21 protein-coding genes and 1 pseudogene are annotated in these 26,046 nt (G+C 41.6%); 13 read left to right on the top strand and 9 right to left on the bottom strand.

What is annotated here, in order from left to right; genetic code table 11:
• Window positions 1-39: 39 nt before the first annotated feature.
• The 4 genes from JWG45_RS19820 to JWG45_RS19835 all read right to left on the bottom strand — a co-directional run bounded on the left by JWG45_RS19820 (window position 40) and on the right by JWG45_RS19835 (window position 4,295).
• A complete protein-coding gene (locus JWG45_RS19820) occupies window positions 40-438 on the bottom strand; it encodes a DUF3052 family protein (RefSeq protein WP_205281333.1) in 399 nt (132 codons plus the stop codon).
• Window positions 439-440: 2 nt separating this feature from the next.
• Window positions 441-947 carry an LIC10604 family protein gene (locus tag JWG45_RS19825; protein WP_205281334.1) on the bottom strand — a complete coding sequence of 169 codons (507 nt, stop codon included), beginning with the start codon at window positions 945-947 and terminating at the stop codon, window positions 441-443.
• A 56-nt stretch (window positions 948-1,003) separates the two neighbouring features.
• Complete coding sequence (locus JWG45_RS19830; RefSeq protein WP_205281335.1) at window positions 1,004-1,480, bottom strand: MarR family winged helix-turn-helix transcriptional regulator; 477 nt, start codon at window positions 1,478-1,480, stop codon at window positions 1,004-1,006.
• 475 nt (window positions 1,481-1,955) lie between these two features.
• Window positions 1,956-4,295, bottom strand: a complete 2,340-nt coding sequence (locus tag JWG45_RS19835; RefSeq protein ID WP_205281336.1) for a sulfatase — start codon at window positions 4,293-4,295, stop codon at window positions 1,956-1,958.
• A 126-nt stretch (window positions 4,296-4,421) separates the two neighbouring features.
• Here JWG45_RS19835 and JWG45_RS19840 point away from each other — a divergent pair, with 126 nt between their 5' ends.
• From JWG45_RS19840 to JWG45_RS19850, 3 genes are all read left to right on the top strand, one after another.
• Window positions 4,422-5,297: an alpha/beta hydrolase gene (locus JWG45_RS19840; protein ID WP_232380777.1), complete on the top strand. Its 876-nt coding sequence runs from the start codon at window positions 4,422-4,424 to the stop codon at window positions 5,295-5,297.
• 116 nt (window positions 5,298-5,413) lie between these two features.
• Window positions 5,414-5,866 (top strand): FAS1-like dehydratase domain-containing protein, encoded by a 453-nt coding sequence (locus tag JWG45_RS19845; RefSeq protein WP_205281338.1) that lies wholly within the window; start codon window positions 5,414-5,416, stop codon window positions 5,864-5,866.
• Between the two features lies 1 nt (window position 5,867).
• Entirely contained in the window at window positions 5,868-6,284 is a 417-nt protein-coding gene (locus JWG45_RS19850; protein WP_118967376.1) for a MaoC family dehydratase, read from the top strand.
• On the opposite strand, the gene JWG45_RS19855 is transcribed toward JWG45_RS19850, so the two are convergent.
• On the bottom strand, window positions 6,281-8,380 hold the full coding sequence (locus JWG45_RS19855) for a SpoIIE family protein phosphatase (RefSeq protein WP_205281339.1): 2,100 nt from the start codon (window positions 8,378-8,380) through the stop codon (window positions 6,281-6,283). The two genes, JWG45_RS19850 and JWG45_RS19855, sit on opposite strands and share 4 nt — an antisense overlap.
• A 157-nt stretch (window positions 8,381-8,537) precedes the next feature.
• Between JWG45_RS19855 and rssA the strand changes: the two genes are divergently transcribed.
• The 3 genes from rssA (at window position 8,538) to JWG45_RS19870 (ending at window position 11,287) form a co-directional block, all read left to right on the top strand.
• Window positions 8,538-9,425, top strand: coding sequence for a patatin-like phospholipase RssA (gene rssA, locus JWG45_RS19860; RefSeq protein ID WP_205281340.1), 888 nt, complete (start codon window positions 8,538-8,540; stop codon window positions 9,423-9,425).
• 447 nt (window positions 9,426-9,872) lie between these two features.
• Window positions 9,873-10,664, top strand: coding sequence for a tetratricopeptide repeat protein (locus JWG45_RS19865; protein WP_205281520.1), 792 nt, complete (start codon window positions 9,873-9,875; stop codon window positions 10,662-10,664).
• Window positions 10,665-10,672: 8 nt separating this feature from the next.
• Complete coding sequence (locus JWG45_RS19870; protein WP_205281341.1) at window positions 10,673-11,287, top strand: DUF2062 domain-containing protein; 615 nt, start codon at window positions 10,673-10,675, stop codon at window positions 11,285-11,287.
• On the opposite strand, the gene JWG45_RS19875 is transcribed toward JWG45_RS19870, so the two are convergent.
• Together JWG45_RS19875 and JWG45_RS19880 are read right to left on the bottom strand one after the other, a co-directional pair.
• On the bottom strand, window positions 11,284-12,339 hold the full coding sequence (locus JWG45_RS19875; protein ID WP_205281342.1) for a 2-dehydropantoate 2-reductase: 1,056 nt from the start codon (window positions 12,337-12,339) through the stop codon (window positions 11,284-11,286). The two genes, JWG45_RS19870 and JWG45_RS19875, sit on opposite strands and share 4 nt — an antisense overlap.
• Before the next feature lie 144 nt (window positions 12,340-12,483).
• A complete protein-coding gene (locus JWG45_RS19880) occupies window positions 12,484-13,407 on the bottom strand; it encodes an esterase/lipase family protein (protein WP_205281343.1) in 924 nt (307 codons plus the stop codon).
• Between the two features lie 406 nt (window positions 13,408-13,813).
• Between JWG45_RS19880 and JWG45_RS19885 the strand changes: the two genes are divergently transcribed.
• From JWG45_RS19885 to JWG45_RS19900, 4 genes are all read left to right on the top strand, one after another.
• Window positions 13,814-15,559 (top strand): N-acyl-D-amino-acid deacylase family protein, encoded by a 1,746-nt coding sequence (locus tag JWG45_RS19885; RefSeq protein ID WP_205281344.1) that lies wholly within the window; start codon window positions 13,814-13,816, stop codon window positions 15,557-15,559.
• A 71-nt stretch (window positions 15,560-15,630) separates the two neighbouring features.
• The gene (locus JWG45_RS19890) at window positions 15,631-17,001 is read left to right on the top strand and encodes an MBL fold metallo-hydrolase RNA specificity domain-containing protein (RefSeq protein ID WP_205281345.1); all 1,371 of its coding nucleotides are present in this window, start codon (window positions 15,631-15,633) and stop codon (window positions 16,999-17,001) included.
• A gap of 1 nt (window position 17,002) precedes the next feature.
• Window positions 17,003-18,505, top strand: coding sequence for a thymidine phosphorylase family protein (locus tag JWG45_RS19895; RefSeq protein ID WP_205281346.1), 1,503 nt, complete (start codon window positions 17,003-17,005; stop codon window positions 18,503-18,505).
• Window positions 18,506-18,516: 11 nt separating this feature from the next.
• On the top strand, window positions 18,517-19,392 hold the full coding sequence (locus JWG45_RS19900; protein WP_205281347.1) for a ribose-phosphate diphosphokinase: 876 nt from the start codon (window positions 18,517-18,519) through the stop codon (window positions 19,390-19,392).
• Here JWG45_RS19900 and JWG45_RS19905 read toward each other — a convergent pair.
• Together JWG45_RS19905 and JWG45_RS19910 are read right to left on the bottom strand one after the other, a co-directional pair.
• Window positions 19,389-21,998: a SpoIIE family protein phosphatase gene (locus JWG45_RS19905; protein WP_205281348.1), complete on the bottom strand. Its 2,610-nt coding sequence runs from the start codon at window positions 21,996-21,998 to the stop codon at window positions 19,389-19,391. The genes JWG45_RS19900 and JWG45_RS19905 overlap by 4 nt on opposite strands.
• Window positions 21,999-22,216: 218 nt before the next feature.
• Window positions 22,217-23,497, bottom strand: a pseudogene (locus tag JWG45_RS19910) (OmpA family protein); the annotation flags it as partial.
• 202 nt (window positions 23,498-23,699) lie between these two features.
• Between JWG45_RS19910 and cutA the strand changes: the two are divergent.
• Genes cutA through JWG45_RS19925 form a run of 3 tightly spaced genes read left to right on the top strand, consistent with a single transcriptional unit; the run spans window position 23,700 to window position 25,622 of the window.
• Window positions 23,700-24,020 (top strand): divalent-cation tolerance protein CutA, encoded by a 321-nt coding sequence (gene cutA / locus JWG45_RS19915; RefSeq protein WP_205281350.1) that lies wholly within the window; start codon window positions 23,700-23,702, stop codon window positions 24,018-24,020.
• A 21-nt stretch (window positions 24,021-24,041) separates the two neighbouring features.
• Window positions 24,042-24,878: a patatin-like phospholipase family protein gene (locus JWG45_RS19920; protein WP_205281351.1), complete on the top strand. Its 837-nt coding sequence runs from the start codon at window positions 24,042-24,044 to the stop codon at window positions 24,876-24,878.
• A 3-nt stretch (window positions 24,879-24,881) separates the two neighbouring features.
• Entirely contained in the window at window positions 24,882-25,622 is a 741-nt protein-coding gene (locus JWG45_RS19925) for a GNAT family N-acetyltransferase (RefSeq protein ID WP_205281352.1), read from the top strand.
• The last annotated feature ends 424 nt before the right edge of the window (window positions 25,623-26,046 follow it).

Here is a 26,046-nt window from a genome sequence, read left to right on the forward strand (position 1 = left end):
TGATTGATCCGTAGAGAACGAAATCGTGAGTTCAGAAAATTATGTTTTTCTTCTATAGAATTTGAGACCGGACCAGATTTCGGAGACGGCGCAGACTTTAACGTCCACGATTCCCAATTTCAATCCCATAGCCCGAATCACATTTTCGTTCAAGTCCGTGGGAATTTTAGAAGAACCCTTTGGCCAAGAAATCCAGATCATTCCTTTTTCGGCGAGATAATCTACCAATTTCAAAAATAGTTTTTGAAGTTCCTTGGATTCTTTTGTAAAAATATGCAGATAATCCTGAGAACCCTTTAGAGAATTTGCGAGTTCGACTTGAGAAAGATAACCTTCAAGGTCCTTACGAATTTCTTCCGGAAGGTCCTTGAAATAAACCTTCATTCCCGGTTTGAGACCGAGCTTATCCCCAAGCGGTTTACCAGAATATCCGGCCATGATCATTTCTCCGTTTTCAAAATTTCTTTTTCCATAAAATCCAGATAAGACCGAATTGTCGCCGTGTGACCGAAAACAAATTTAGAAAAGAATCTGAAAACGGGTGAAAAGACCTTTCCATTCTCGGTAATTTTAAGTCTGGTGCCGTTAGGTACGGAACTCAGCACAAACGTCCAAGAACCCCCGAACGGTTTGTCTTCGTCCATGATCTTGGATTCGACGAGTTCATTCTTACGATCCTGAACGAAGGAATACGTCATTACCTCGTTATGCGAATCGGTTTCTTTCCAAGAGGAAGAAGAGATCACTTCGATTTTTTTTAGATTCGGTCTCCAAGACGGATATTCTTTGAAATTATGAATGAGTGAATAAATACGATCCGGAGACGCGGCAAAAGACCGTTCCAACGAAGAGGAATGTTCGATCGGGAGAATCGCTCCAATGCCGTAGATACCTATAGCCAAGAGGATCAAAAAACAAATCGTGTAAATAAGAATCGTATACATCATAAGCAAAACCTTCTAATATTTTATAAATTGAATATTCTATTTTTAAAGAATATCGTTCACTTTCTTTTGGACCAGGATCGGGAAAGACTTTTGTTTTTCATCTCCAATTCCGCAGCAAAAGCGAGCAAGCCTAGACCTTTTACTGCGGCTTCCTGTTCCTCCTTGCTCAATCGTTTGAGCAGATTTTTGACCAAGGCGGGATCTAAAACCGATTTTTTACTTTTTATACGTTCCCCCGATTTTGTTAAACGAATCAGAGTTCCCCTTCCGTCCTTTGGATTTTTTTCCTTCAGAAGATATCCCAGAATTTCCAGACGGGATACGGTAATCGACATCGTAGAAGGAGTTACACCCATGTGGAGTGCGAGATCAAAAAGACTTACGGGTTCGTCTCCGTCGAGATGATCCAAAATACTCGCCTGATTTGCGGTTAACAGTTGTTTGGTTTTCGGATCCTTGATGTGTCTCGTATGACAAGCAAAAAAGATTCTCGGATAAAATTCAAGAATCTGACTTACAAAATCCGTCGCCATTCACCAGGATAAACATATTTAGTTTGATTAGTCAAATCAAATTATTATAAATTATGGCCTAAAAAAAGAATTAATAAATAAAGCAGCTTTATCCAATCCGAAAAAAGAACAAGTCCCAAAACCTGAAATAACGTTTTCAGGCCTCGCCGGAATTGTAAAAACCGCTGGAGTTCCCGCAGATTCTGTTCCTGAGGCGGCTTATCAATTTCCGAACAGATCTGTACCGTTAGATTCTTATAGGAGTTCCTACATTTTGAAGGCCTTTCTAAAAGCTCCAGACAATCCACTGAAGAACTCTAAGTCGAAGCTGAAACCTGAATGAGTGAAAAACAGATTTATAATAAGACCCGGTTCCTAAAACTGATTCAAAAAATATCAGGAGGAAGAATATAAGTAAAATTCAATATTTATTTCAGTCACATTGACTTTACCGTAATACCAAATGACAGGAGAATTTCCGTTATGGAAGATTGGCTCACTGATGGATATAACCCCAACTCTCTAAGATCTTGCGGACTTCTTTCCCCATCGCGGCTTCTTCCGCAGACTCTTTTCCGCCGGAAAACCCTGTGTGATAATACAAAAAAGGAATCTTGGAGGACGCGTAACGATAAGGAATTCTTCCTAAAGAAACGTTATCCGGCACCGCGGCCAAAATTCCCGCTGCAGCGTTGGATCGAATCCCCCACTTCCCGACGCGAAAATCCTCGCTTTTTCCATCTTTCAGAATTTGAAGCCTAAAAATCGGGGTCACGTCCACGGTTTTGACGGAAAGGGTTTGTTCAAAACGATTGGATTCTTTTGGAAGAAACAAGTTTAGATTTTTGGAATCCTCCCCGATCACTTTTGCCTCGCCCGTAAAATCAAAACGATAGATTCCACCTTTTGAAAAAAAACGAATTTCACGTTCACAATCATTTTCGCATTTAGGAAGGCGAAGAGTAAAAACATTTTTATCGAGTTGATTTTCTTTGAGAATGTTTCGAGCTTCGCTTAACAATTTCGGTTTTTTTTCGACGATGTTTGAGAGTTCGTTTGGATCCGATTTTAAGTCGTATAATTCTTCCGGCATTTTATGCGGAATTCCTTCCCTGGTTCTTCTTACAGTATCATAGCCGGGATATCTTCGTAGATATTTGAAATTCTGGGTTTGAATCGATTCCGAATAACGTCCTTCCGTGTAAATGACTGGCTCAAACTCGGGGCCGTCTTTTCCAAAGATCGCTTTCGAATAGTCGTTGCCTTTTAGTTTTTCTTTTTCGTATTCGATTCCGTTCAAGCCGAGCAACGTAGGCATCAAGGACAAAAGAGAAACCTGTCCGGGAAATTCTTTTTTTCGAATCTGACCGTGAAAACTTTTCGGTGGATGAATGATCCACGGAACTCGAATTTCTTTTTCGTAGTGGGTCTCCCCGTGTGCGTAAACCGTTTCCGTGATAAAATGATGATGATAATAATGCGACTTCTCCAACAACTCACCGTGATCGCTCGTAACGACGATCCAGGAGTTTTCAAACAATTCCTGTTTTTTAAGCTCTTCGAAAATTCTTCCTAAAAGAGCGTCCGTATAACGAACTTCCCCCAAATACTTTTGCTGATACTCGTCGAGATTTTTCCATAATCGGGGATCGGCTTGGTCCTTCAATTCTTGAAAGTAGCGGACAGGCGGGCGATAACCCCAGTGAGGAGTATTTAGGTTAAGATGCAAAAAGAATAGATCGTCCTTATGTTCCCGAAAAAAGATTTCCGTTCTGGAAACCAATTCTTCAGTATCCAACGTATCCTTTCCAACCTGTTGAATTTTATGAAATCCCAAATCGACGCCGACCGAAGTGTAATCCATTAGAAAAACGTTATTCATGATACTTTCCGTGAAGTATCCCTCATCTCGAAACTTATTCGGTAGGGTTGCAGGTTTTTTGGAATAGAATATCTTTCTCTGTTGTCCCGAAGTGTAAAACCAGGCATTCCCCAAACCTAAGTTAGACGCCACCTCGGATGTAAAAAAAGAAAGCATGGAAGGTTTTGTCCAATTTCCGTTTGCGATCGTATTCTGAAACACGATCGAATCCTTGGACAAAGAATCCAAAATCGGAGTGGTGGGGAACGGAGATCCTCCCGAAGACAACGCGTCCTGACGAAGCGCGTCTATCACGATTAAAATTACGTTTTGTTTTTTTGTTTTTTCCTTTTCCAATAAAACCGGAGATCCCAAAAACAAACCGGAACCGTTTTTGGATTTCCATTTGATTTTAAAAACTGAATGTTCGTTTAATTTTTTTGAGTTCAAAGGAAGAGAGAACTTTTTCCATTCTTCTTTTTGAATCTTAAAATCGTAGGATAGAATTTCTTTATCTTCCTCTAAGATCTGTAATTGTCCGGGAGCCGATCCTCCAAAACCTTGCGATAGAATCGTGGCATAAAATTGAAAAAAAGCCGAATTCGAAGTCGAAAAACGTTCCCTCATCTTTAAGGAACATTCTTCTCCGGAAGGAATAAATAGAGAATCCTGAGACTCGTTGATAAAAAGTGTCTCATCGACATAGAGTGTTAGCTGAACATTCTTCCAGCGATCTTTCGGATCCAGGCCGGAATATCTTCCCGGATTCTTCTTCCAATGTGTGCGAAATTTTTCAATGTCTCGATTTGTGTCTCCGGAACACACAAAATCGGAGTTTTTCAGAAGTCTCGTAAGATCGCCCTTGACCACGTTTCTTTCGGTTTCCGGGATCGGGTTGCAATTCAATAAGACTAAAAGAAAAATCGAACGATTCCAGAATCTTTTGTGATCGAAGAATGCTCGGGATGAGAACATGAATCCAGGAAAATCGTTTCCTTCCTATCGACAACTGAAAAGAACCCCGTTAGAACTGTGAATTTTTAACAAATGAAATTTTTTTCTCTTTCCAAAGGATCGTTTCCGGTTATAACACGTTTCGCTATGTCATGGAGTAATTCTTACAATCTACAGGATGATACCTTCGCAGGAAGCGGCGGATCAAAAATCTTTTATCGCACCTATCAGCCCAAGGAAGGGAGAAAGGGAAACCGGGTTCTTGTGGTTCAGCACGGAATCGGAGAACACAGCGGCCGTTATGAATTTTTAGTGGAAGCCCTCGCCGGAACCGGAACCGCTCTTTACTTGATCGATTCTCGCGGTCATGGACGATCGGAAGGAAAACGAGGCGCAGTGGATTCTTTTTCGGATTTTCTTTCCGACTTAGACAAACTCATCGCGATCGCTAAAGAAAAGGAAAAGGTTTCCAAGGTAACTCTTTTGGGACATTCCATGGGAGCGGCCATCGTCACTCTTTACGCCGAGGAAGGAACCAATCAGGGAAATCTCAATACGTTGGTAGTTTCCGCGCTTCCGATCCGAGCTAAAATGGATTTCAGTCTGAAGATTAAAAAAGGAATCGCACCTTTCATTTCGGAAATTCTACCGAATCTTACTTTGCCAACCGGGTTAGATGTAAATGCTCTTAGTCGCGACAAAGCGGTGGTGGAAGCCTACAAAAAAGATCCATTGGTTCACGGAATGGCTTCGAGTTATCTTGGAAATATGCTTCTCAATTCGGAAACCCCGATCCTTGGAAACGCGGGAAAAATTAAAATTCCGATCTACATCTTTCATGGAAAAGAGGATGCGATCGCCATTTATACCGGAAGCGAAGCCTTCTTTCAAGCGGTCGGCTCTTCCGATAAAACTTTGAAAATTTACGACGGTCTTTATCACGAAACGATGAACGAACGTTTAGAAGATAGAACCAGAGTTCTTACCGATCTCAAGAACTGGCTCGAGGCACACTCCAGCTAACAGACAGAACGTTTGTTCTGTTTTTTCATAAAAAAATCATCGACCGGATTCTTCTTTTCTGGTAACATTGAATCCGGTCGAAAGCCCTTTTTAAAAACAATTCTCAGGAACTTTATATGTCAGTAAAAGGAATATCCAAAGACCTGATCGGAACCAAGCTGGATCGCTACGAATTCGACGTAGAAAAAGGAAAGATCCGCGAATTCTGTCAGGCCATCGGGGAAACTAACCCGATCTATTTTGATTTAGAAGCCGCTAAAAAAGCGGGATACGAAGACATCCCCGCACCTCCCACTTATGCAACTGTGATCCAATTCTGGGGTTATCCTAAAATTTGGCAGGATATGGAAAACATGGGAGTGGATACGTCTCGGATTCTTCACCTCAAAGAAAAATACACCTATCTCAAACCCATTCTTCCCGGAAGAGTTTCTTCTCAGGGAGAATGTATAAACGTTACTGTCGGAAAGATGGATACGATGACTTTCAAAACTACGATTCGAAACGCGAAAGGTGAATCGATCGTAGAAGCTGAAATGTCTATTTTCATCAGAAAACCGGAGGCCTGATATGAGTAAGATTGATTTTGATAAAATTGAAGTCGGATACGAACTTCCTCCTCTCAAAACAGACGTGATCACACACGCGAACCTTGTGCGTTATGCGGGAGCTTCCGGAGATTTTAATCCGATCCACAACGATCCCGACTTCGCGCGTAAGACTGGACTCGACGGAACGATCGCTCACGGAATGTATGTGATGGCACAACTCGGAAGGCTTTGTACTTCTTGGGCGGATCAAAAACAAATCCGCGAATTCGGAGTTACGTTTAAGAATATGACCAAACCGGGACAAAAACTCACCTGCACCGGAAAGGTAAAAAGGAAGAAGGAAGAAAACGGCGAAAAACTGATTACCGTTTCTTTAGAAGCCGCCGACGATTCCGGAGAAGTAAAATGCTCCGGCGAACTGGTCGTTGTCGCTTAACCTTTTTTTGTAGAATACGATTCCACGGCTATGACGGTGATATCGTCGTAGCGTGGATTGTCTCCTCTCGTCAGTTCCTCGATTTTTATGATCTCTTGAATCAAAGTATTCAGACTATTCTCTCTTCCTTCGTGAAGACATTTCGTAATCAATTCCATATTGTATTGTTTCGTATTTAAGGAATCCTTCATACGATTCTCGATCAATCCGTCAGAAAAAAGGAGAAGACGGGATCCAGTCGGAAATGAAATCGTGTTGGACGCAATTTCGAGAGATTCAAAAAGTCCTAAAATCGGCCCCGTTTTATGAATCAAAGACGGAAATTCATTCGGTCTTTGAAGAATTTGATCGGGATGTCCCGCAGAAGCGTACGTAAATTCCTCTTTTTCGATCTCGATGTCTCCGATCAAACAAGGAAAGATACTTTCCAAAGAATCGAATTTTTTCAAAAATCGAAAATTCAATTCTTTGAGAATCTGGGCCGGATTCTCCAAATTCTTGAGTTCTTCATATTCCGTTTTTAAAGCCATCGTCATCAAGGACGCTTGCACGCCGTGACCGACCGCGTCCGCGATCATCACTCGAATTTTTCCGGGAAGAATTTCGGAGACGTCCAAAAAGTCCCCGCCCACTTTTTCAAGCGGCATGTATTCGTAAAAAAATCGAATTCCCGATATCGTTCGATCCAGCGGCGTTAGTATCTTTCTCTGAACGTTTTGGGCGATTTCCAATTCCCGGTTGATCTGAACGATGTTGTCGTTGAGGACTCTGGTTCGATCTTCGATCTTTTGTACGAGTTGTTCCTTCATCTCGAACAATTCTAAGTTGGAAGTCCTTAAGTTGAGCGCTAATTCCCTTGTTTCCGCAAATTTGCGGGATCTTTCCGATGCCAACAAAAGCGATTGTAAAAAGACGAAAAACACGAGTGCGTAGTGCGAAGTTTGAATACTTCCCGTTTTTAAAACACGGGCGTAAAATAAATCCACCAACACCGCGATGAACAAAATTCCGGAACCATACAAGATATAAGTGTAGTTTCTCTCTTTGTCGAAGTCGATTTTTAGAATCGTATAAAAAAGATAGAAGATCGTAAGAAGAATGAAGTAGTGATAGATCGAAATATTCTGATTATTGAATTGCATATCTCCGAACAAAGTTACGATCGAAAATAAGATCGAAAAGATGACCCCGGCATTGATGTATTTTCGATTTACATAGGGAGCAAAGACTGAGCTAAAAAATAATAAGAAGAATGGAACACTCACCGACAAAGTTAGGTGGTTGATTTTATTGATCCAAGACCAAGGAACTTCCGGAAAAAAAAGCATTACAATTTTTGAATTGATCAAGGAGGTTCTAATACAAATCACCAAGCTGTACATTCCGAAATACAAAGGGGAAACGCTACTTCTCAGATAAAGATACTGGAAGATATGATAGATCCCCATAATCAAAAGACTACTGAAGGAGAAAATATCGAAGAAAAGAGTAATCGCCTTGGAAACGCTTGCGGACTCCGCCGGACCGATCGACACAGGGAGTAAGATTCCGGGCAAAGTAGAAGTAAAATTGGAGATAAAAATTTCGATCTGAGCCTCGCCTTCTTCGGCCGCGAATAGGAAGTCTCTGGGTTCGATTCTTGGAACGGTGGTCTCAGCGGTCAGACCCGGAACTCCGCCTTCTCCGATCAGTTGTCCATTGATCTTAACGCGGTATGCCGAAGAAACACTCCCTAAGGAAACCGAAAGAATCTTATGCTTCCATACATCGGGAAGAAAAACTTTGAGCCGATAAGTTGCATAACCAAATTTCGGAAAGGCTTGGTGATTTTTGCTCTCGTTCGTCCAAGAACCCGGAACGCTAATAAATCCTATAGAACGATTTTCTATCTGATCGTCGGGTTCTTGAAGCCAATTGAATTCCCATTCTCCATTGAGTTTGGTCATCCCGAAATCCGGATCTTGGATTCCTCTCAAATCGATTTTACCTTGGTAAGCCTTAAGTCCGTCCCCGGCCTGCCAGGGGGAAGAGATCATTACCAAAATAATCAAGGCGAACGGACCAATTAGGAAAAAAAATATTTTTGAAAATTGCATCTCGAATTTAGATCCGTTCCGAATTAAAGTTGAAATTCAATTGATGGTCGTCAATTGCATATAACAACTGACGGAATATTAAACGTAAAAAATTTCTATCTGACTGGATCTTTTTCATTTTTTCAAAGAATCTTATATAAAAAAAGCGGGGAACCCATTGAAAAAGGACAAAAAAAGAATCGTAGGATTGGCTTTAGGAAGCGGTTCGGCCCGAGGTTGGTCGCATATCGGCGTTATACGAGTCTTGGAATCCTACGGTTGGAAGCCCGATATTATCTGTGGAACCTCGATCGGTTCGATCGTAGGAGCTTTTTACGCAGCAGGCAAACTCGATCGTCTGGAAGAATGGGTTCAAACCTTAGAATGGAAAGATATTTTAGGATTTATGGACATATCTTTCGGAGGGGGGCTGATCAGCGGCAAAAAACTTTTCGATTTTTTTGAAAAAGAATTCAAGAACCTCAACTTCGAACATCTCGAAAAAAAGTTCGGCGCAATCGCAACCGACATAGACAACGGAGCGGAGATTTGGTTGCGAGAAGGCTCAGTTCCACAAGCAGTTCGGGCTTCCATTTCTCTCCCTGGAATTTTTTCTCCCGTAAAATTAGGTGAACGTTGGCTCGTGGACGGAGGTCTTGTCAATCCGGTTCCCGTTTCTCTCTGTAAGGCGATGGGTGCGGAATTCGTAATCGCCGTCGATCTCAACCAAGATCTTCTAGATCGAAAGGATTCTCCGGAGGAAGTAAGCGAAAAAGAAAACGATCGAAAATCGTTCCTTTCACGTTTTTGGGGAAAGGATTTGGATGAGAATCTCCAAAAAGAAAAGGATGAAAAACCGGGAATGATCGAAGTAATGTCGAAGAGTGTCAACGTTATGCAAATCCGAATCACTCGGAGTAGAATGGCCGGAGACCCGCCGGATCTAATCATCGCGCCGAGACTTAGAAACATAGGTCTTATGGAATTTCATAGAGCGAAAGAATGTATCGAAGAGGGAAAAAAATCAGCTGAATTGGTCGCAAGCTTTCTGGAAAACCAGCTTTGATTCAGATTTCAAAATCAGAATGAATCGAACGTTCTTTGAAAAAAGATATTTTGTAGTTCTTTCCGGATTGCTTTAATCGAACGATCTTAGAATCTTTCTGTGCAAGTGGAGAACCGTCGATATTTTTTGCGAAGATCCGGAGGAGTTTCGATTTCCGTAGAAAATCTTTCCATCCGGTTCGGAAGCGATTTGGAATCAAGGGACTGACAATGAAGCCTGTATGTGGGAGTTCCTAGAAAGGGGAGATTTTCCTTGCAAAATAATGATTTTCTGATAGAGAAAAGTCACCCGGGGGTTTTCCCGCCACCCACCCCTCCACCCAAGATCAGGGTGGGGCGCGCGACTTTCACGGAAAAATCTGTCGTTGTTACGACAGATTTTCCTTTTGATTCAACTTTTTTTACATGGAAGGATACACTTCCTCGAGGAATGGATTTTTATACGCTTATGAAAAAAAAAATTTCGAACTTTAGAACTCTTCTTAGTTTCGCTTGGATCGCGATTTCATTATTCTTCTTCCTTGCAAACTGTAATAAGAAGGATTCGATTTCCGTTTTGGAAATCCGAGATCTTACCGAAAAAGACAATCTTGTTGAAGCCCTTCAAAAAGCCGAAGAGAGTTTAAAACAAAAAGGAGATACAGCGGAACTCCTGTATGTTCGAGGTTGGATTCGTTATCTCCAAAAAAATCAGGTCGCTGCCGAAAAAGATTTTTCCAAATGTCTTCTCTTAGATCCGAAATCTTTGGATTGCAAAAGAGGATTGGGACTCGTCTACGAATCGAACAAGGACTACAAAGATGCAGAAAAAATCTTTCAAGAAGCGCTCGTAATCGCAAAGGAAAAAGGTCCGGACAGTGAGGCGATTCTTCATGAGAATTTAGGAAGTCTCTATCTTCGTCAGAATTTAAGAAAACAAAGTCTGAGCGAATTTCAAAACTCGATTTCCCTTTCCGATAAAGGAGACGCCTATTACGGGTTTAGTTTGTGTTTGATTATGGAAGGAAATTCGGAAGGAGCGATTTCTTCTTTGGAAAAAGGAGTTACCAAAGTTTTCCGGGGAAGAGCCCTCAAATCGGAATCTCACTTTTTGTTATCTAAATTTTATTTTGAAAAAAGAAAAGATTCGGTCAAAGCGGAAGAAGAAATTAAAAAAGCGATCGAGATCTTCCCGCTCCACAAAGAATATCTGAATGCTTTACAAACCTACACAAAGGAAAGAATCAAATCCAATCTTTGATTTCGATCATGATAAAAGCAGTTTATAGACTTATACACCAACAAATCATCGTTCCTTTTCAACAGTCGCACGCTCCTGTCAAAGAGGTTTGTTTAGGAACTTCGATCGGACTTTTCTGGTCACTCACACCGCTGATCGGGATTCAAATGTATCTAGGTCTGATCACCTGGGTCGTCCTGCGGCTGGCCGGAATCCGCTTTTATATGCCGATCGCGATCGCGATGATTTGGATTACGAATCCCGTAACACTTCCCTTTTTCTATTATATTTTCTATATCACCGGAGCCGGCGCATACAACCTTCTCGGATGGAGTATGTCCGTGATCAGCTTTGACCGTATTTTGGCTGTCATCGATCATTCCAGTTCTTTGGAATTATACGAAGGTTTAAAATACTGGAGTATTTTTTTGATAAACGATATGGGAGCACCTATGTTTTTAGGAGGATTTTTAATAGGAATCCCCTCCGCAATAGCAGGTTATCCGATCACAAAAACTTTGTTAAACGGATTTAGAGAAAAACAAGCGGAAAAGGAAGGTCTGACTTTGAAAGAATGGGAACAAAAATACGTCCGGAAAGAAACTGATAAGACTAAATCAATTTGGAATATTCTAAAAAACTAATCCAATACAATTTTCATTTTTTTCGCCAATTCTTCCGGGCTCAAATTCAAAACGTTAGAATTTGTTTCCGCCTCTTTGATCAAACGAACGATTTCACGATTGAGCGGTGCTGGATGACCCATAACGTCCGCGAGTTTGATCACTTCTCCGTTTAGAGAATCGATTTCCGTCGGCCTTTTATGAATCAAATCTTCCCACATGGAGGAACGTGCCTGAGGATCGATTTTCACCATTCCGGATGCGATTCTAAAAAAAAGAAAATCCGGAAGATTCAGAATGTAAGGAGCCAGCGTCGGAATCATCTTTCCGGAACGAACCGGACGAATTTCGGCGAGTCTGAGAATTTCAAGAGATTCTTTCATAAGTTTGGAAAGAATTTTCCTATAACCGGGTTTTGAAATTTCGGTTTTCAGGGTCAGCCCTGATAAGGCATTCAAAGAATTATTCAAGTTAAAGATCAATTTTCCCCAAAGGACACCCCCGATATTTTTATGAGAGTTTGCAAAAAGACCGGCGCGGTTTAAAATAGAAACGATGGAACGTCCGGAGCGAGAGTATTCGACTACGAGATTTCCGCTGGTCCCTTGGTGAAAGTGGCCGTTTCCTTTGGAAACGACATTAAAAGGAACCATTCCCGCCAAAACCTCCACAGGAAGATTTTTTAAACCTTCTCTGAGAACCTCCGCGTTTCTAACCCCGTTTTGAAAACTGATTACGAGCGGAAGCGCGTTGGAAACCGAATGTTTTTTCTGTCTTTTTTCAAGAATTCCACCCAGCTCCTGCGCGAGATCCTTTGTGTCCCTCGATTTAACGGTGACAAAAAAAACATCAGCATCGGAAACTCCCTGAAGAGACGTCGTATAGGAAATAGAATCCGCCGAAACGAGTATTTCACTACCAGTAAAGTCCGTGATTTTGGCTCCGAAAGTTTTCAATTCATTTTGAATTCTTTCTCTACCATAAAAAATTACTGAATTACCTGCGGCTAACAATTTACATCCGAGATAAGTTCCGATACTTCCGGAGCCTAAAATTGCAAACGAAGGTTTCATAGGGAATGGTATTAAATCGGAACTCGGGAATTAATTCTACAACTATTGGTAGTTAGTCGATCAAAAGCGGAGAAAAAATAAAAAAAAGGACTCCGCGTTTGAACGCGGAATCCTATCTTGCACGGTTACTGGAATTTTAGGAAACTACTGATTCGCTTTTGCGTTAGAAGCCATAGCGAGGAAATATCCCTCTACGTCATACCAAGTCTGACCGGAAAGGAGAGTGTTAGAAGCCTGAAGGTGATCCACACCTGTGGTTAAAATTCCGTAAGAAGGTCCACCTTTCCAAGTTCCCCATTTTTGAGAAGTAGCAGGAACGAGACCGTCGTTAGAACCGCCTTGTCCATTAAAAACTCCACCCGCCCAACATGCCGGATAAAGAATCCCCATCAATGGGTGTTGAATGAGATCCGGAATAGTGATCGTGGACCCGTAAGAATAGTATTTAACGCCTGCTTTGTCCGGTGTATAACCGTTAAAAGCCGCCATTCCGCTGGTAGTCAAAGAATTCAATGCTTTGATTGCGTCTTGTTGTCCACCACCATAAACCAACTGAACCACAACGCCAAGAACCGCAGAAACAAAAGGTTTTGCCCAGCTTGGAATCACGGCGCTTACGATATCTGCGATCGGACTTCCTCTGTGGGGGGAATTCAGGGAGGTCAGAGTGGAAATTTTTCCGGACATTCCTAAATTGGAAACCATGTAGCGGCTATCCAAACCACCTTGTGAGTGACCGAGAATGTGAACTTTACTAAAGCCGTTAGCCGCCATGTAAACGTTGATTTTGTCTCTTAACTCCGCGCCTCTTGTTTCATTAGACTGAGCCGCAGTTTTAGTGGGAGCATAGACGGTCGCACCTTGATTTCTCAAGTAAGTGTCCATTCCACCCCAATAATTTACGATGTTGATAACTCCGCTAGAATCCGCTCCCCAACCGAATAATCCGTGGGAAAGAACGATCGGATACGAACCGGATAATGGTTTCGAAGAAGACCCACCACCGGATGCCATTAAAGAACCTGTTAAAAGGAAACTCATAAGGATCAATAAGCTTAATTTGCGCATTTCAATTACCTCAATTCTCTTCACTATTTGTATTTTCTCTTTTTCTAGATTTCGCTTTGGTCTTCTTCGCTTATAGTGCTTGTTACACCGAAGTAAGAATTTAAACCCCGCCAAAACTCTGTCAAGAGCATTCGTATAAAAAATATAACTTTTATATAATGAACATTAGTTCATTCATTTTTTAATATTTAGGTCGTTTTATAATTTCGCATTTCTCAAGAGATAGCGTAGAGTGGCCAGAATTGCAATTTTTAGCTATTCTATCCATAACGATCGATATATTATTTATTATTACAATGAACTATGGAATTCCACAAAATTAAAATGTTTGACTAAAACCTAAAAACGCTTTCGATCCACTGAAAAAGCGCACCTAACGTACGCATTGGGGAGAAAATTTTTAAGAATGAAAACCTATGACTGGATTATAAAAAACGGACTGTTTTTCGACGGAACAGGGGCTCCTCCGGAGATTCGTCATCTCGGAATTGCCAATGGACAACTGTTGGAAATCAGCGTTTCTCCCTTGGATGAAAATTCTGCGGAAGCGGTTTGGGATGCGCGAGGTCGTTGGGTCACGCCAGGATTTATCGATTTTCACACACACTATGACGCCGAGATCGAGGCCGCTCCATCCCTTTCGGAGTCTCTTCGTCACGGAGTTACGACCGTAACGCTCGGAAGTTGTTCTCTGAGTCTGGCTTTGGGATCTCCGGAAGATTTGGCGGATATGTTTTCCAGGGTCGAAGCGATTCCCAGAGAACAAGTGCTTCCGCTTTTACAAAAGAAAAAAACCTGGAATACTCTGAAAGAATATACAGAACACCTAAATCAATTGCCTCTCGGACCCAATGTCACTTCCTTTGTAGGCCATTCTTCCATTCGTGCGTATGTGATGGGTCTCGAAAGATCTTTGAGCAAAGGTGTCAAACCCAGTGAGGAAGAAATGGCTCGTATGAAAGCCCTTCTCCAAGAAGGAATCGACGCGGGTTATCTCGGTCTTTCGATCAATACTCTTCGTTGGGATAAAATGGATGGAACCCGTTTTCGAAGTAAACCTCTTCCTTCCACGTTCGCCTCTTGGTCCGAGTTTCGAAGTTTCAATCGGATTCTTAGGGAGAATGGAAAAATCTTTCAAGGAGTGCCTAACGTTTCCACCAAAGTGAACGTTATCCTTTTCTTCTGGGAAAGCATCGGAGTCTTCCGTAAAAAACTAAAAACTACGATCATCTCTTTGATGGACCCGAGATCCAATCGAACTCTCTATCGACTCGTGGCCGGACTCGCACGTTTGATCAATCGATTCTTAGGCGCGGACTTTCGCTTCCAAGCCTTACCGGAAATTTTCGATCTTTATGCGGATGGAGTCGACGTTGTTGTGTTTGAAGAATTCGGAGCCGGCACTGCCGCGATCCATCTCGCCGATCTTGTGGAAAGAAAAAAACTCCTTCTCGACAAAGGATATCGAAAGTGGTTTCGAAAACAATGGACCAACTTTTTTCTTCCGAGAGTTTTTCACCGCGATTTCAATCAAGCAACCGTCGTGGAATGTCCGGATTCTTCTTTGATCGGTAAGACGTTTTATCAAATCTCCAAAGAAAGAAAAGAACACGTCGTCGATACGTTTCTCAATCTTTGCGCGGAATACGGAAACGATATCCGATGGTACACGGTGATCGCCAACGATAGACCCGGACCTTTGAAGTTTATCATCAGTCATCCGGATGTCCTGATCGGTTTTTCGGACGCGGGCGCTCATCTTCGCGGAATGGCTCATTACAACTTTCCTCTTCGTATGTTACGGCTCGTCAATGATGGAATCCGAGAAGGCAAACCATTCTTAACTTTGGAAAAAGCGATCTGGAGATTAACGGGTGAAATTGCTGACTGGTTTGGAATCGACGCAGGTCGTCTGGAAAAAGGTTCTCGAGCGGATATCGTAATCTTAAACCCGGAAGGTTTGGACAATTCGGTCGAAGAAATTCACGAAGCGCCTCTGGAAGAATTGGGTGGAATCGTTCGTTTGGTTCGAAGAAACGACAAGGCCGTAGACGCGGTCTTTATAAACGGAAATCTCTGCGTTCAAAACGGAAACGTCTTGGATGACGTTGGAAAGAAAAAAGGTCTGGGAAAATTTTTAGCGGCTCGATGATTTGATTTATATCAAGAATCCTTAGAAATATTCTGATTGTTTTTTTCCATTTCGAAAGCGTCCCTTAAGCAATGAGTTCAACCGTTCAAATTCATTTCTTAGGCGCTTCGGGCACGGTCACCGGTTCCAAATATTTAATCGATACAGGCAAAACAAAAATCCTCGTTGATTGCGGGCTCTTCCAAGGGCTTAAAGAACTCAGACTTTTGAATTGGAGCACACTTCCGGTCAACGCTTCCGAAATTGACTGGGTGCTCCTTACACACGGTCATCTCGATCATACGGGTTATATCCCGAGACTCGTCAAACAAGGATTTCGCGGTAAAATTCTCGGGAGCGCACCGACTCTTGAAATTGCGGAAATCATCTTAAAAGATTCCGGCAAGATTCAAGAAGAAGAAGCGGATCGCGCCAATCGAGGAGGCTACTCCAAGCACAAACCCGCAGTTCCTCTTTACGATCTCAAAGAAGCAACCGCTTCTCTTACATATTTATATTCCTGCGAATTGGATCACTGGAAGGATTTGGGGGAAGGAGTTCGCGCAAGATTTCAATACAACGGCCATATCCTCGGCGCAACTTTTATCGAGTTAGAAATTTTTGGAAAACTCTTCGTATTTTCCGGGGATATCGGAAGACCGGAGGACTTACTTCTGTATCCTCCCCACAAACCTAAAAAAGCAGACTATCTTTTTATCGAGAGTACTTACGGAAATAGGATTCATCCTAAAAATCCGGAAGAGCAATTAATAAAAATATTAAACGAAACCTTGGAAAGAAAAGGAACCGTGATTCTTCCCAGCTTTGCAGTAGAAAGAGCGCAGAGTTTGATGTATCTTCTTTGGAAATTAAAATCGGAATCTAAAATTCCGGACATTCCGATGATAATGGATAGTCCTATGGGAAGAAACGTTTTCGAAGTCTTTCAGACTCATACAAAATGGCATAAACTTTCTCCGATAGAATGTTCGCAAGTTTGGGATTGTTTTCAAAAAACGGAATCGATGAAAGAAACGTTGCAATTCGCAGAAGATCGTTCGCCTAAGATCGTGATTGCGGGAAGCGGAATGGCGACCGGAGGAAGAGTTCTCACCTATCTTCAAAATTATTTGGAGGATCCGAATGCTACGGTTCTCTTGTGCGGCTTTCAAGCGGCTGGAACAAGAGGTAGACAATTGCAAGAAGGAAATCACGAAGTTAAGATTTATGGAAAATTTTATAAAGTTAAGGCTGAGGTTCGATTGGTAGAAGGTTTGTCTTCCCACGCAGACCAAGAAGAAATTATAGATTGGTTAAACAACTTAGAAAACAAACCCACCGAAACCTTTATCGTTCACGGTGAAAAAGGCGCATCGGACGCTCTTCGCGTTAAACTAAGCGATCTTTTGAATTGGAACTGCACCGTACCGAACTTATTCGATATTAAAGAATTGGAATTATAGAATGGAAGAAAGGATTGAAACTCTTTATCTCAAAAATTTAGGAATTGATACCAACCAAGAATACGTAATTTTCTTAAGAAGGGATTGCCCTGTTTGTAAATCGGAAGGATTCGTGGCGCTTAATCGAGTGGAGGTCACGGTAGGAGATAAAACGATCATCGCCTCTCTGAACATAATCGAGAATAAGATCCTTCACAGAGGCGAGGCCGGACTTTCGAATAGCGCCTGGAAAGCCGTAAACGCAAAAGAAGGAGATCTCGTCAAGCTCGCGCATTTACAACCGGTTCAATCGATGCACGACGTCCGATCCAAAATGTATGAAAACCGTCTGGACGAAGCCGCCTTTCATAGAATTATAAAAGACATTAAGGATGAGAAATATTCTAATATTGAAATCGCTTCGTTTATCACGGCTTGTTCGGGAGATCATCTCAATCTGGAAGAAATCAAATCTCTTACCAAAGCAATGATTCACGCGGGATCGATTCTAAAATGGAACAGCAAAGTTGTAGTCGATAAACACTGCGTAGGCGGCCTTCCCGGAAACAGAACCACCCCGATTGTAGTATCCATAGTTGCTGCCGCTGGACTTACGATTCCCAAAACATCTTCGAGGGCTATCACCTCTCCTGCGGGAACGGCCGATACGATGGAAGCTGTCACCACCGTGAACTTGACCCTTGAAAAAATGAAATCGGTCGTGGAGCAAGAAGGCGGATGTATTGCGTGGGGCGGATCCATCGGCCTAAGTCCTGCCGATGATATTCTGATTCGAGTCGAACGTGCATTGGAAGTGGATAGCCTCGGTCAAATGATCGCATCGGTTCTATCCAAGAAAGCCGCAGCCGGTTCCACTCACGTCGTCATCGACATTCCCGTCGGAAAGACCGCTAAAATTCGTACGGAAGAAGATGCAGAAAAACTAAAATACTATTTCACGGTCGTCGGTAAATCGGTTGGATTAAAAGTCAGAGTTATCATTTCGGACGGATCACAACCGATCGGAAGGGGAATAGGTCCGGCCTTGGAAATAAGAGATTGTATTTCAGTTTTGAAAAACGAGCGGGAAGCGCCAGCGGATCTAAAAGAAAGAGCGCTATTTATGGCCGGTTCTATATTAGAATTTTCTGATTTATTCAAACGTCAAAATGGATTTCAGATCGCTAAGGAAATCTTAGAGTCAGGAAAGGCGTGGAACAAATTTGAAGCGATTTGCAATGCCCAAGGCGGGATGAAGGAACCGGCCGTCGCAGAGTTTTATCTCAATGTTCTTTCGGAAAAAGCGGGTCTGGTTGCGGAAATAGACAATCGAAGAATCGCTAAAATCGCGAGACTTGCAGGCGCCCCAAGTTCACCGTCTGCGGGAGTTCACTTTTTATCGCCGATCGGAAGAAAGGTCGAAAAAGAAGAACTGCTTTATACAATTCACGCAGAATCCATAGGTGAATTGGAATACGCGTCCGAATATCTGAGGACACAAAAAGACATCGTGACGATTCTTTAAGTAAACGATATATGAAACGATTTTTATTTTCCTTTCCTGAAAACGATTCTTTGACAAAATCCATTTCCTTGCTTTCCGCGATCAACATCGGAGAAGTTGAATTAGGACTTTATCCGGATGGAGAATCCCATTGTCGGATTCTTGAGAACGTTCGAGAATCCGAAATTTATCTTGTTTGCTCCTTGAATCAGCCGAATTCTAAAATTCTTGCTTTGATATTTTTTTGCGAAACGGCAAGGTCTTTGGGAGCGAAAAAAATCCACCTAATCTCGCCTTATCTTTGTTATATGAGACAGGACAACGTCTTTCAAACCGGCGAAGGGATTACCGCAAAATATTTCGCCGTTCTCTTGTCCCGTTACTTCGATTCTTTACTTACGATCGATCCCCATCTTCACAGAATCAAGGATTTAAACGAGATCTACAAGATTCCATCCAAATCTCTGCACGCGACCTCTTTGATCGCAAACTATATCCAAAGTGAAATTAAAAACCCGGTTTTGATCGGACCCGACTCGGAGAGCCGACAATGGGTAAAGGAAGTCGCTGAACTTTCCAAATCCCCCTTTACGGTGTTGGAAAAAATAAGGAGGGGAGACCGAGACGTGAAAGTCAGCGTTCCACATTTGGAAAAATACAAAGATCACACGCCGGTTTTGATAGACGACATCATTTCGACAGGAAAAACCTTACTCGAAACGATCGGGCACCTAAAAGAAGCAACGATGAAACCCGCGATCTGTATATGCGTTCACGGAATTTTTGCTGAAGACTCATATCAAGAATTAATGAATTCAGGAGTTGAACTCGTGGCAACCACGAACACGATTGCGCATATCAGCAATCAGATCGACGTCAGTAAATTGTTAAGCGAAAATCTTTTTTAACCGTTTCTGTGATCAGGAAGCGGCTTCCCCAGTTGAATTCTTATCTTTTTGGCGTGGGAATTCGTAGGATCCAATTGATCTACCTTTTCCAAAAGTTGAATCGTGGTTTCACGTTTATGGATAAAAAGATACGACTCTGCGAGGTGAGCTACGTTGTTCAAAAACTCAGGTTCTCTCAACAAAACCCTTTCACCCAATTCCACTGCCTGACGATAACGATTGAATTTTTTATAAATCAGGGAGGCGAAAAACATATTTTCAACGTCTTCGGGGAAATTTGAAATCAGTTCTTCAAAAAGAACAAGGGCCTCCTCATACTTTCCGGTCTTATAATAAACGTTTGCCAGCTCCTTTTTTAACACCGAGGGTATTGCTTGACCCGAAAATTTATTCTTTTGATTTTCGAGATAATAAACCGCCTCTTCCCAGTTTTCATTTTCCAGATGTTTTAAATAAGTCTCATCCGGAAAATTTTTGAATGTCGGACTTTCAGCGGACCTAAAGCGCATCGGAGATCGTAAATATGATAATTTAATAATACTCAAATCGTCAGTAAATTCCCCGAAATTACGAAGAGATTGCACAAGAAAACCTAAATCTCCATTAGATTCTTCGATTCGTTTTAGAAATTGAGATTCGTCTTCGTTGATCAAACGAGTTCCGTCAGGATCGATTCCTAATAACAAATCGTCTCTTCCGTCCGATCCTATAAAGATGGAATCCCCTTTTTCAAGAAAGAATGTTTTTACTTTCATTTTACTTTCCAAACCGGTAATTCCTATTTTACGAAGTTCTAATTTATCTTCGATAAATGAAGCGACTCCATCTCTGTAAAGGACCGTCCAGGGATGTTCTGCGTTTAAAAAATAAAGAATACCTGATTGTAGATCTACCAAACCTAACACGACTGAAACCAACATGGATCCATCGAAGGATTCGAAGATATTTTGAAGTTCTGAAAAACAATCCTTGAGCCAAACTTCGGGTGGTTTTGATTTATAGGACGAAATCGTCTTAGTCCTCGAAAGAAAGGAACGGAACACAACTCCCAAAACCAAAGCACCGCCCGCTCCTTGTATGGATTTTCCCATCGCGTCCCCGTTCACAAAAACGAGATAACTACGATCTTTTAAAACTATTTCATCGGCGATTATGATGTCTCCACCGATCTCCTTTTTCCACTGTTTAAACTCAAAATGTTTTTTCTGACGACTGAAGCCTTCCAACGAAATAGAATCGTTTAGAAGATGATGTCGGTTTAACGGATCCAATAAAAGGGAAGTTAAAAAATAATCCCCGTCTTGTTGAACCTTTAGTTCTTGAATTTGACTGAGAGTTTCTTGTAACTGCCTGGTTCGTTCTTTTACTTTGTGATCTAGGTCGAGATTCAATTCTTCGACTTCACTATGAACCCGAAGAAAACGGTTCGCCAGGATGAATACGATGCCGAGCTCAAAGGTAAAAAATCCGTATTTTAGAAGTCCATAATTTTCTAAAAAATCAAACCATTGCATAGATCCGATCAAATCCGCAATCGCAGAAACGATAAGGATCAAAAAACCCGTAAAAAGACGAACCGAGTCCTGATTCCTTCGTATCAACGCTCTAAACATGATAAATAAAGAGTAGAATACAAATACGAATACCGAGAATTGCCAGACCTGAAGTAAAAAAACGCAGACAACCCTACTCGAAAACGGAATCAAAGAAGTCAGAGCAACCGCAAAAAATTGATAAAAACGCGAAACGGAACTGATCCTGAATTCGAAAAAAGAATCCAGAAATAACAGAAAGAAAGTCGGAATGTTGAATACTATCATATATTCAATTTTCATCTGCAAAAACGGATCCAAGCCTAACTCGTAAACCGCATTGCTTCGGAGATAAATATATGCAGAAAGTAGAATAGAGAAAAGCCCGAAGAAAAGATTATATTTCTCTTGAGGACGTTTAAAATAAAAGAGGAAGTGATAAAAACCGACGAAGAGATATAAAAACAAAAGCATCAGAGTAGAACGTTCCGAAAGAATCAACATGTTTCGAGTTCGAAGATCTAAGAGCGGAGGAGTAGAATCGAAACTCGCGTATGCATCCAATTCTTCCCCCGGATCCGCAGAAAGTACGACCCTGATTTCATTTTTACCGATTCGAATCTTATCCTCTGGAAGGGGAAGGATGACGTGTCTCCTAAATCCGTTTTTAAGAATTCGTCCTCCGGAGATAAAACCTCCTTCGCCCACTTTCACGCCGTTAAAAAAAACTTCATAAACGTTTGTAAATAAAGGGAAGTGCACCGAAAGTCCGTCAGAGTTGAGTTCATCGAACTCGGTTTTGGAAATTTCGACCTCTCTAAGCAGAGTTATCGTATGTAGGGAATCCTCGGGGAGAAAAAGGTTTCTAAGCGTCTCTTTCGGGATTGGGAGCGAATCTAATTTTCTCCAAGCCGGATCGTCCGCAGACAAATCAACGTTCCTGCCTACCGATAGAATCCAATCCTTAGTAAGAACGGTCGGAAAAGAAAAAAGTTCATGCGATACGAATAACAAAATTGATAAGAGAAATCGATATCGAACTGACTTCCCATTTTTTGCATAACCGTTATTCACCTTGCTTTCACCGAAGCGTCTTAGATAAACGACAAATCAGAATTTGCAAGAATTAATAGATCGAATCGAGAAGAAATTTGAGACCCGAGGTAGATTCAGATCGATAAAATATTTCCAAAGGAATAAGGCTAGTTCGTATCCGCCCCGTTAGCTGATGACCGTCAAAGTAAAGTTTCGAAAGTTTCCTTTTTAAAGATTTGATCAGCACAGAAAAGTAGTCATTCCATAACGATAGTAATGTCAACACGACGATTTTTCTGTCTGCCTTGAATCGTAGTATTGTCGGCAATCGGTTTACTCTTTCCATAACCTTCGTAAGACAATCTCTTTTCTTCCAGACCTTGTTTATCGCGAAGTTCCTTTAGAACCGAAAGCGCCCGTTCTCTGGAAAGTTTTCTGTTGTATTCTTCTCCACCCGAATTGTCAGTATGACCGCTAATCCGAATTTCTCGATCGCCATACTTTTTTAGAACGGAGGCGATCTTTTCCAATTCTTGTTTTGCCTCCTCTTTTAATTCGGAACTGTTGTAATCAAAAAGGACGGAGTTTAAAGAGATCGCGATACCTTCTTCGGTTCTTCGAATTTCAACCGGAGGTTCCGAACTTTTTTCGGATTGAGGACGAGCGTGATTGTCTTCTTCTTCAGGCCAATTTAAACTCTCGCGACCGGACGGACGTTTCGGATTCTTAACTACGTCCTTTCCTTGTTCGAGTTCGGTGGAAAGTTTGCCGCCGAGAATCTTTCGGATCTCCTCCGCAAACTTATCCTTATCAAGATCGGTCAACTTTACGTCCTTTCGATAAACTCCGTGTATATCGAATGACATCTCCTGCGCTAAACCGTTTTGGTAAACGAAGGTGTAGACAAGTTGCACACGTTTGTATTGAGGAAGTCCCAGAGTTCTGTCAAAATAAACCATCCCCCTTGCAAATCCGTATATTTTAAAAGGAACACCCTCTTGACCCATTTGAGAATCATAATAAAGTGTGTAATTATATTCGATTCGATCCGCCTTACCCGAATGTTTTTGAAATTGCCATTGATCCGGACCGTGATACTTATACTTTGCAAGAACCGTAATCATCACTCTTCCACCCGGAAATTGAAAACTTTCGGTCGCGGGCTGCGTCCATTCTTCGCCGATCGCAACTGGCTTTTCGGAAAAACTCGGAAGCGAACGAAGGTTAGGCATACTGTATTCTTGAGGAACTCTATACTGTCCAATTTCGGTGATTTGAAATTGACTCTTATACGTTTTATCTTTTCTAAACGCGGGATCAACTTCCGGAAAACGACTGTATGTATCGAAGAATCCGTCGAGGAGACAGGTTTGTTTTTCGCAGGAAAGAGTTTCCAAGAGAATTCGATTCTTATCTTCTCTCCTGATCTTTCTTCCCTGACTGACCAACTGAACTCTATGATACTCGTTTAATTCAACTGTTTCACCCGGTATCAACTTCCAACGAAAAAGAAATTTCTCCGGTTCTTCGGAAAAAAGAGGCACAAGAAACACCAACGTCCAAAGAAGAAGGAACGTTTTCGGCCTATGAAGGAAACGTTTGTAGATAGGTTTTGTATTCCGGATTTTGAGTAATTCCTTCATACTTATAGTTTCGTAAGAATTCTCTAAAACATGAGAAAAGACCAAAAAACTCTCGGAAAAAATCCGGAATTCTGTCGAAAAATAATCTTAGGCCCCTATGGAAGCAAGACTCGTTTATATCACCGTTAAGAACGAAAAAGAAGCTCTTAACATCGGAAGGACTTTGGTTGAAGAAAGATTGGCGGCTTGCGCGAATATTCTTCCTAAGATGAAATCGATTTATCACTGGGAAAAAAAAGTCGTCGTCTCCAGCGAAGTCCTCCTCATCTTAAAAACTAAAAGCGAGCTGATGACGGAACTCACACTAAGAGTGAAATCTTTGCACAGTTATTCGATCCCTTGTGTCGTAAGCCTTCCTCTATTGGAAGGAAATCGAGATTATTTCAACTGGATATTCGAAGAAATTCTTCCGGAATAAACTACATTCCATAAATAGAATATGGTTCAAATACACGTTAAACAAAAATTTACCGCACTTACTTTCAACTCTGCGTTTTTCGGTTTTTATGCACACGCTGGTTTTGCAAAAGGATTATCCGAAATCGGATTTCATCCTTCTAAGATTACCGGATGCAGCTCCGGCGCCTTGATCGGTTCCTTGGTCGCAGCCGGTGTTCCTCCTGAAGAAATGACAGACCTGATTCTAAACTTAAAGAAAAAGGATTTTTGGGAAGGAAATCTAATTACAAATTTTGTGAAACCCATTCGGAAAGGCCTCAAAAACTACTCCGGAATTCTTTCCGGAAAAAAAATCAAAGAATTATTAAAACCACATCTAGGTCATAAGAAGATCGAAGACCTACCCGTTCCGATGGGAGTTTCCGTTTCTAACATCACAAAACAAATCCGAGAACTCAAAACAAAAGGGGATCTAATCGATCAAATTCTCGCGTCGATGACCTTTCCCTTCTTGTTCGAAATACAAAAGTTAGGTGAAGAAGAATTCATAGACGGCGGCGTTGCAGACCAGGAACCGATCAAAGAATTGATCTTAGACAAATCGATTCGTAAAATCGTGGTTCATAGCGTTCGAACCAAAAAAGGACATTCCGAAAGGGCGATGATCCGCGCTTTCCATTCTTCCGTTCAAATCATAGAAAATGAAACGAGAGAATTGAAAGAGATGTTGGCGAAACATTATAAAAAACAAATTCTAAGAATCGAAACAGTAACTCCGTATATCGACGCTAATCAACTCAAACACGGAAAGGAAGCCTTGGAAGAAGGAAGAAAAAACGCGCATCATTGGAAGAAAAAAATTCTTTCTCCAGTTTAATCGATGACTTCGGACGTTTTTGAAATCGCTAAAAATTATACCGATCTGCACGGAACCCTTTCAACTCTGTTAAATTGCCCGATTTTGGATCGCGAGAATTTTATCTTTTATTCCAACGTGGATTCGAATTGGTTCACGAGAATCGTATTAAAAGAAACACTCTCACCGATTTCACTAAAAGAGGAAATTCTCAAACTGAAAGAAGACGGTTATTCCTCCGATGTTTTAGACTTTTTACCTTCAAGAGATCACGAGAATATTCTCAAAGAATTGGGATACAAAGATTGTAACGGTCAACTCGGGATGTATTTATCGGGAGAGCCGATTCTTTTCGATAAAAATAATTTCAGAAACAATTTAAATATTAGAAAAATAGAAAGTGACGAAGAATTAAAAAACTGGCTCAAAATCGTAAACGCCTCCTTCGAATCCGATGATCGAGAAAATCTTTATCTGAAACTATTGGATCAAAATTCCTTTCGTATCTTCGGAGGTTTTATCGATCAATCCTTGGTCACGACAGGAATGACGTTCTTTAACGGAAAATCATTCGGATTGTATTCGATCACAACCGATCCGCAGAGAAGAGGTTTTGGTTACGCGTCCGTTTTGGTAAATAATATTTTAGAAGAACTTAGGAAAGAATTTTCCGGGATCATCATTTTACACGCAACCGAGATGGGAAAGAAAATCTATGAGAATTTCGGATTTAAAAAATCGATGCTTCTTCGTCATTGGAGTTGAAAACGAGCGTTCTTAGAAACCGAAGACGTTTCCGCAAGTTAATAAATCTGAGCACCCGTCGGAAATACGACAAGACTCTCCGTGAAGCGGTGCGCCCGCCCAAATTTCGTTGGACCTTACACGCACAAGTTGAGAGGCACTGGAACGAGAATGGATCCAAAAGAAAGTTTTTTTGGAGTTCCTACAGGCGGATTTTTTCTTGCAAAAAGTATGATTTTCTGATAGAGGAAAGACCGAGGTTTTCCCGCCACCGCTCCCCTCCACCCAAGTTCAGGGTGGGGCCCGCGCGAGTTTTACAGTGGAGCGTCGTAGTTCCGACAAAAGCGTCAGAGAAGCGGAATTTTGTAGGAGTTCCTAGAGGGTGATTTTTTACTTGCAAAATTAGAATTTTGTGATAAAGAAAAGTCCGTCGGAGTTTTCCCAC

This window comes from Leptospira ainlahdjerensis (assembly GCF_016919175.1).
In the GTDB taxonomy this organism is placed as follows: domain Bacteria; phylum Spirochaetota; class Leptospiria; order Leptospirales; family Leptospiraceae; genus Leptospira; species Leptospira ainlahdjerensis.

Coding starts and splice junctions, on each gene's coding strand:
- JWG45_RS19820 (WP_205281333.1), bottom strand. CDS start 438: ATGGCCGGATATTCTGGTAAACCGCTTGGGGATAAGCTCGGTCTCAAA.
- JWG45_RS19825 (WP_205281334.1), bottom strand. CDS start 947: ATGATGTATACGATTCTTATTTACACGATTTGTTTTTTGATCCTCTTG.
- JWG45_RS19830 (WP_205281335.1), bottom strand. CDS start 1,480: ATGGCGACGGATTTTGTAAGTCAGATTCTTGAATTTTATCCGAGAATC.
- JWG45_RS19835 (WP_205281336.1), bottom strand. CDS start 4,295: ATGTTCTCATCCCGAGCATTCTTCGATCACAAAAGATTCTGGAATCGT.
- JWG45_RS19840 (WP_232380777.1), top strand. CDS start 4,422: ATGTCATGGAGTAATTCTTACAATCTACAGGATGATACCTTCGCAGGA.
- JWG45_RS19845 (WP_205281338.1), top strand. CDS start 5,414: ATGTCAGTAAAAGGAATATCCAAAGACCTGATCGGAACCAAGCTGGAT.
- JWG45_RS19850 (WP_118967376.1), top strand. CDS start 5,868: ATGAGTAAGATTGATTTTGATAAAATTGAAGTCGGATACGAACTTCCT.
- JWG45_RS19855 (WP_205281339.1), bottom strand. CDS start 8,380: ATGCAATTTTCAAAAATATTTTTTTTCCTAATTGGTCCGTTCGCCTTG.
- JWG45_RS19865 (WP_205281520.1), top strand. CDS start 9,873: ATGAAAAAAAAAATTTCGAACTTTAGAACTCTTCTTAGTTTCGCTTGG.
- JWG45_RS19870 (WP_205281341.1), top strand. CDS start 10,673: ATGATAAAAGCAGTTTATAGACTTATACACCAACAAATCATCGTTCCT.
- JWG45_RS19875 (WP_205281342.1), bottom strand. CDS start 12,339: ATGAAACCTTCGTTTGCAATTTTAGGCTCCGGAAGTATCGGAACTTAT.
- JWG45_RS19880 (WP_205281343.1), bottom strand. CDS start 13,407: ATGCGCAAATTAAGCTTATTGATCCTTATGAGTTTCCTTTTAACAGGT.
- JWG45_RS19885 (WP_205281344.1), top strand. CDS start 13,814: ATGAAAACCTATGACTGGATTATAAAAAACGGACTGTTTTTCGACGGA.
- JWG45_RS19890 (WP_205281345.1), top strand. CDS start 15,631: ATGAGTTCAACCGTTCAAATTCATTTCTTAGGCGCTTCGGGCACGGTC.
- JWG45_RS19895 (WP_205281346.1), top strand. CDS start 17,003: ATGGAAGAAAGGATTGAAACTCTTTATCTCAAAAATTTAGGAATTGAT.
- JWG45_RS19900 (WP_205281347.1), top strand. CDS start 18,517: ATGAAACGATTTTTATTTTCCTTTCCTGAAAACGATTCTTTGACAAAA.
- cutA (WP_205281350.1), top strand. CDS start 23,700: ATGGAAGCAAGACTCGTTTATATCACCGTTAAGAACGAAAAAGAAGCT.
- JWG45_RS19920 (WP_205281351.1), top strand. CDS start 24,042: ATGGTTCAAATACACGTTAAACAAAAATTTACCGCACTTACTTTCAAC.
- JWG45_RS19925 (WP_205281352.1), top strand. CDS start 24,882: ATGACTTCGGACGTTTTTGAAATCGCTAAAAATTATACCGATCTGCAC.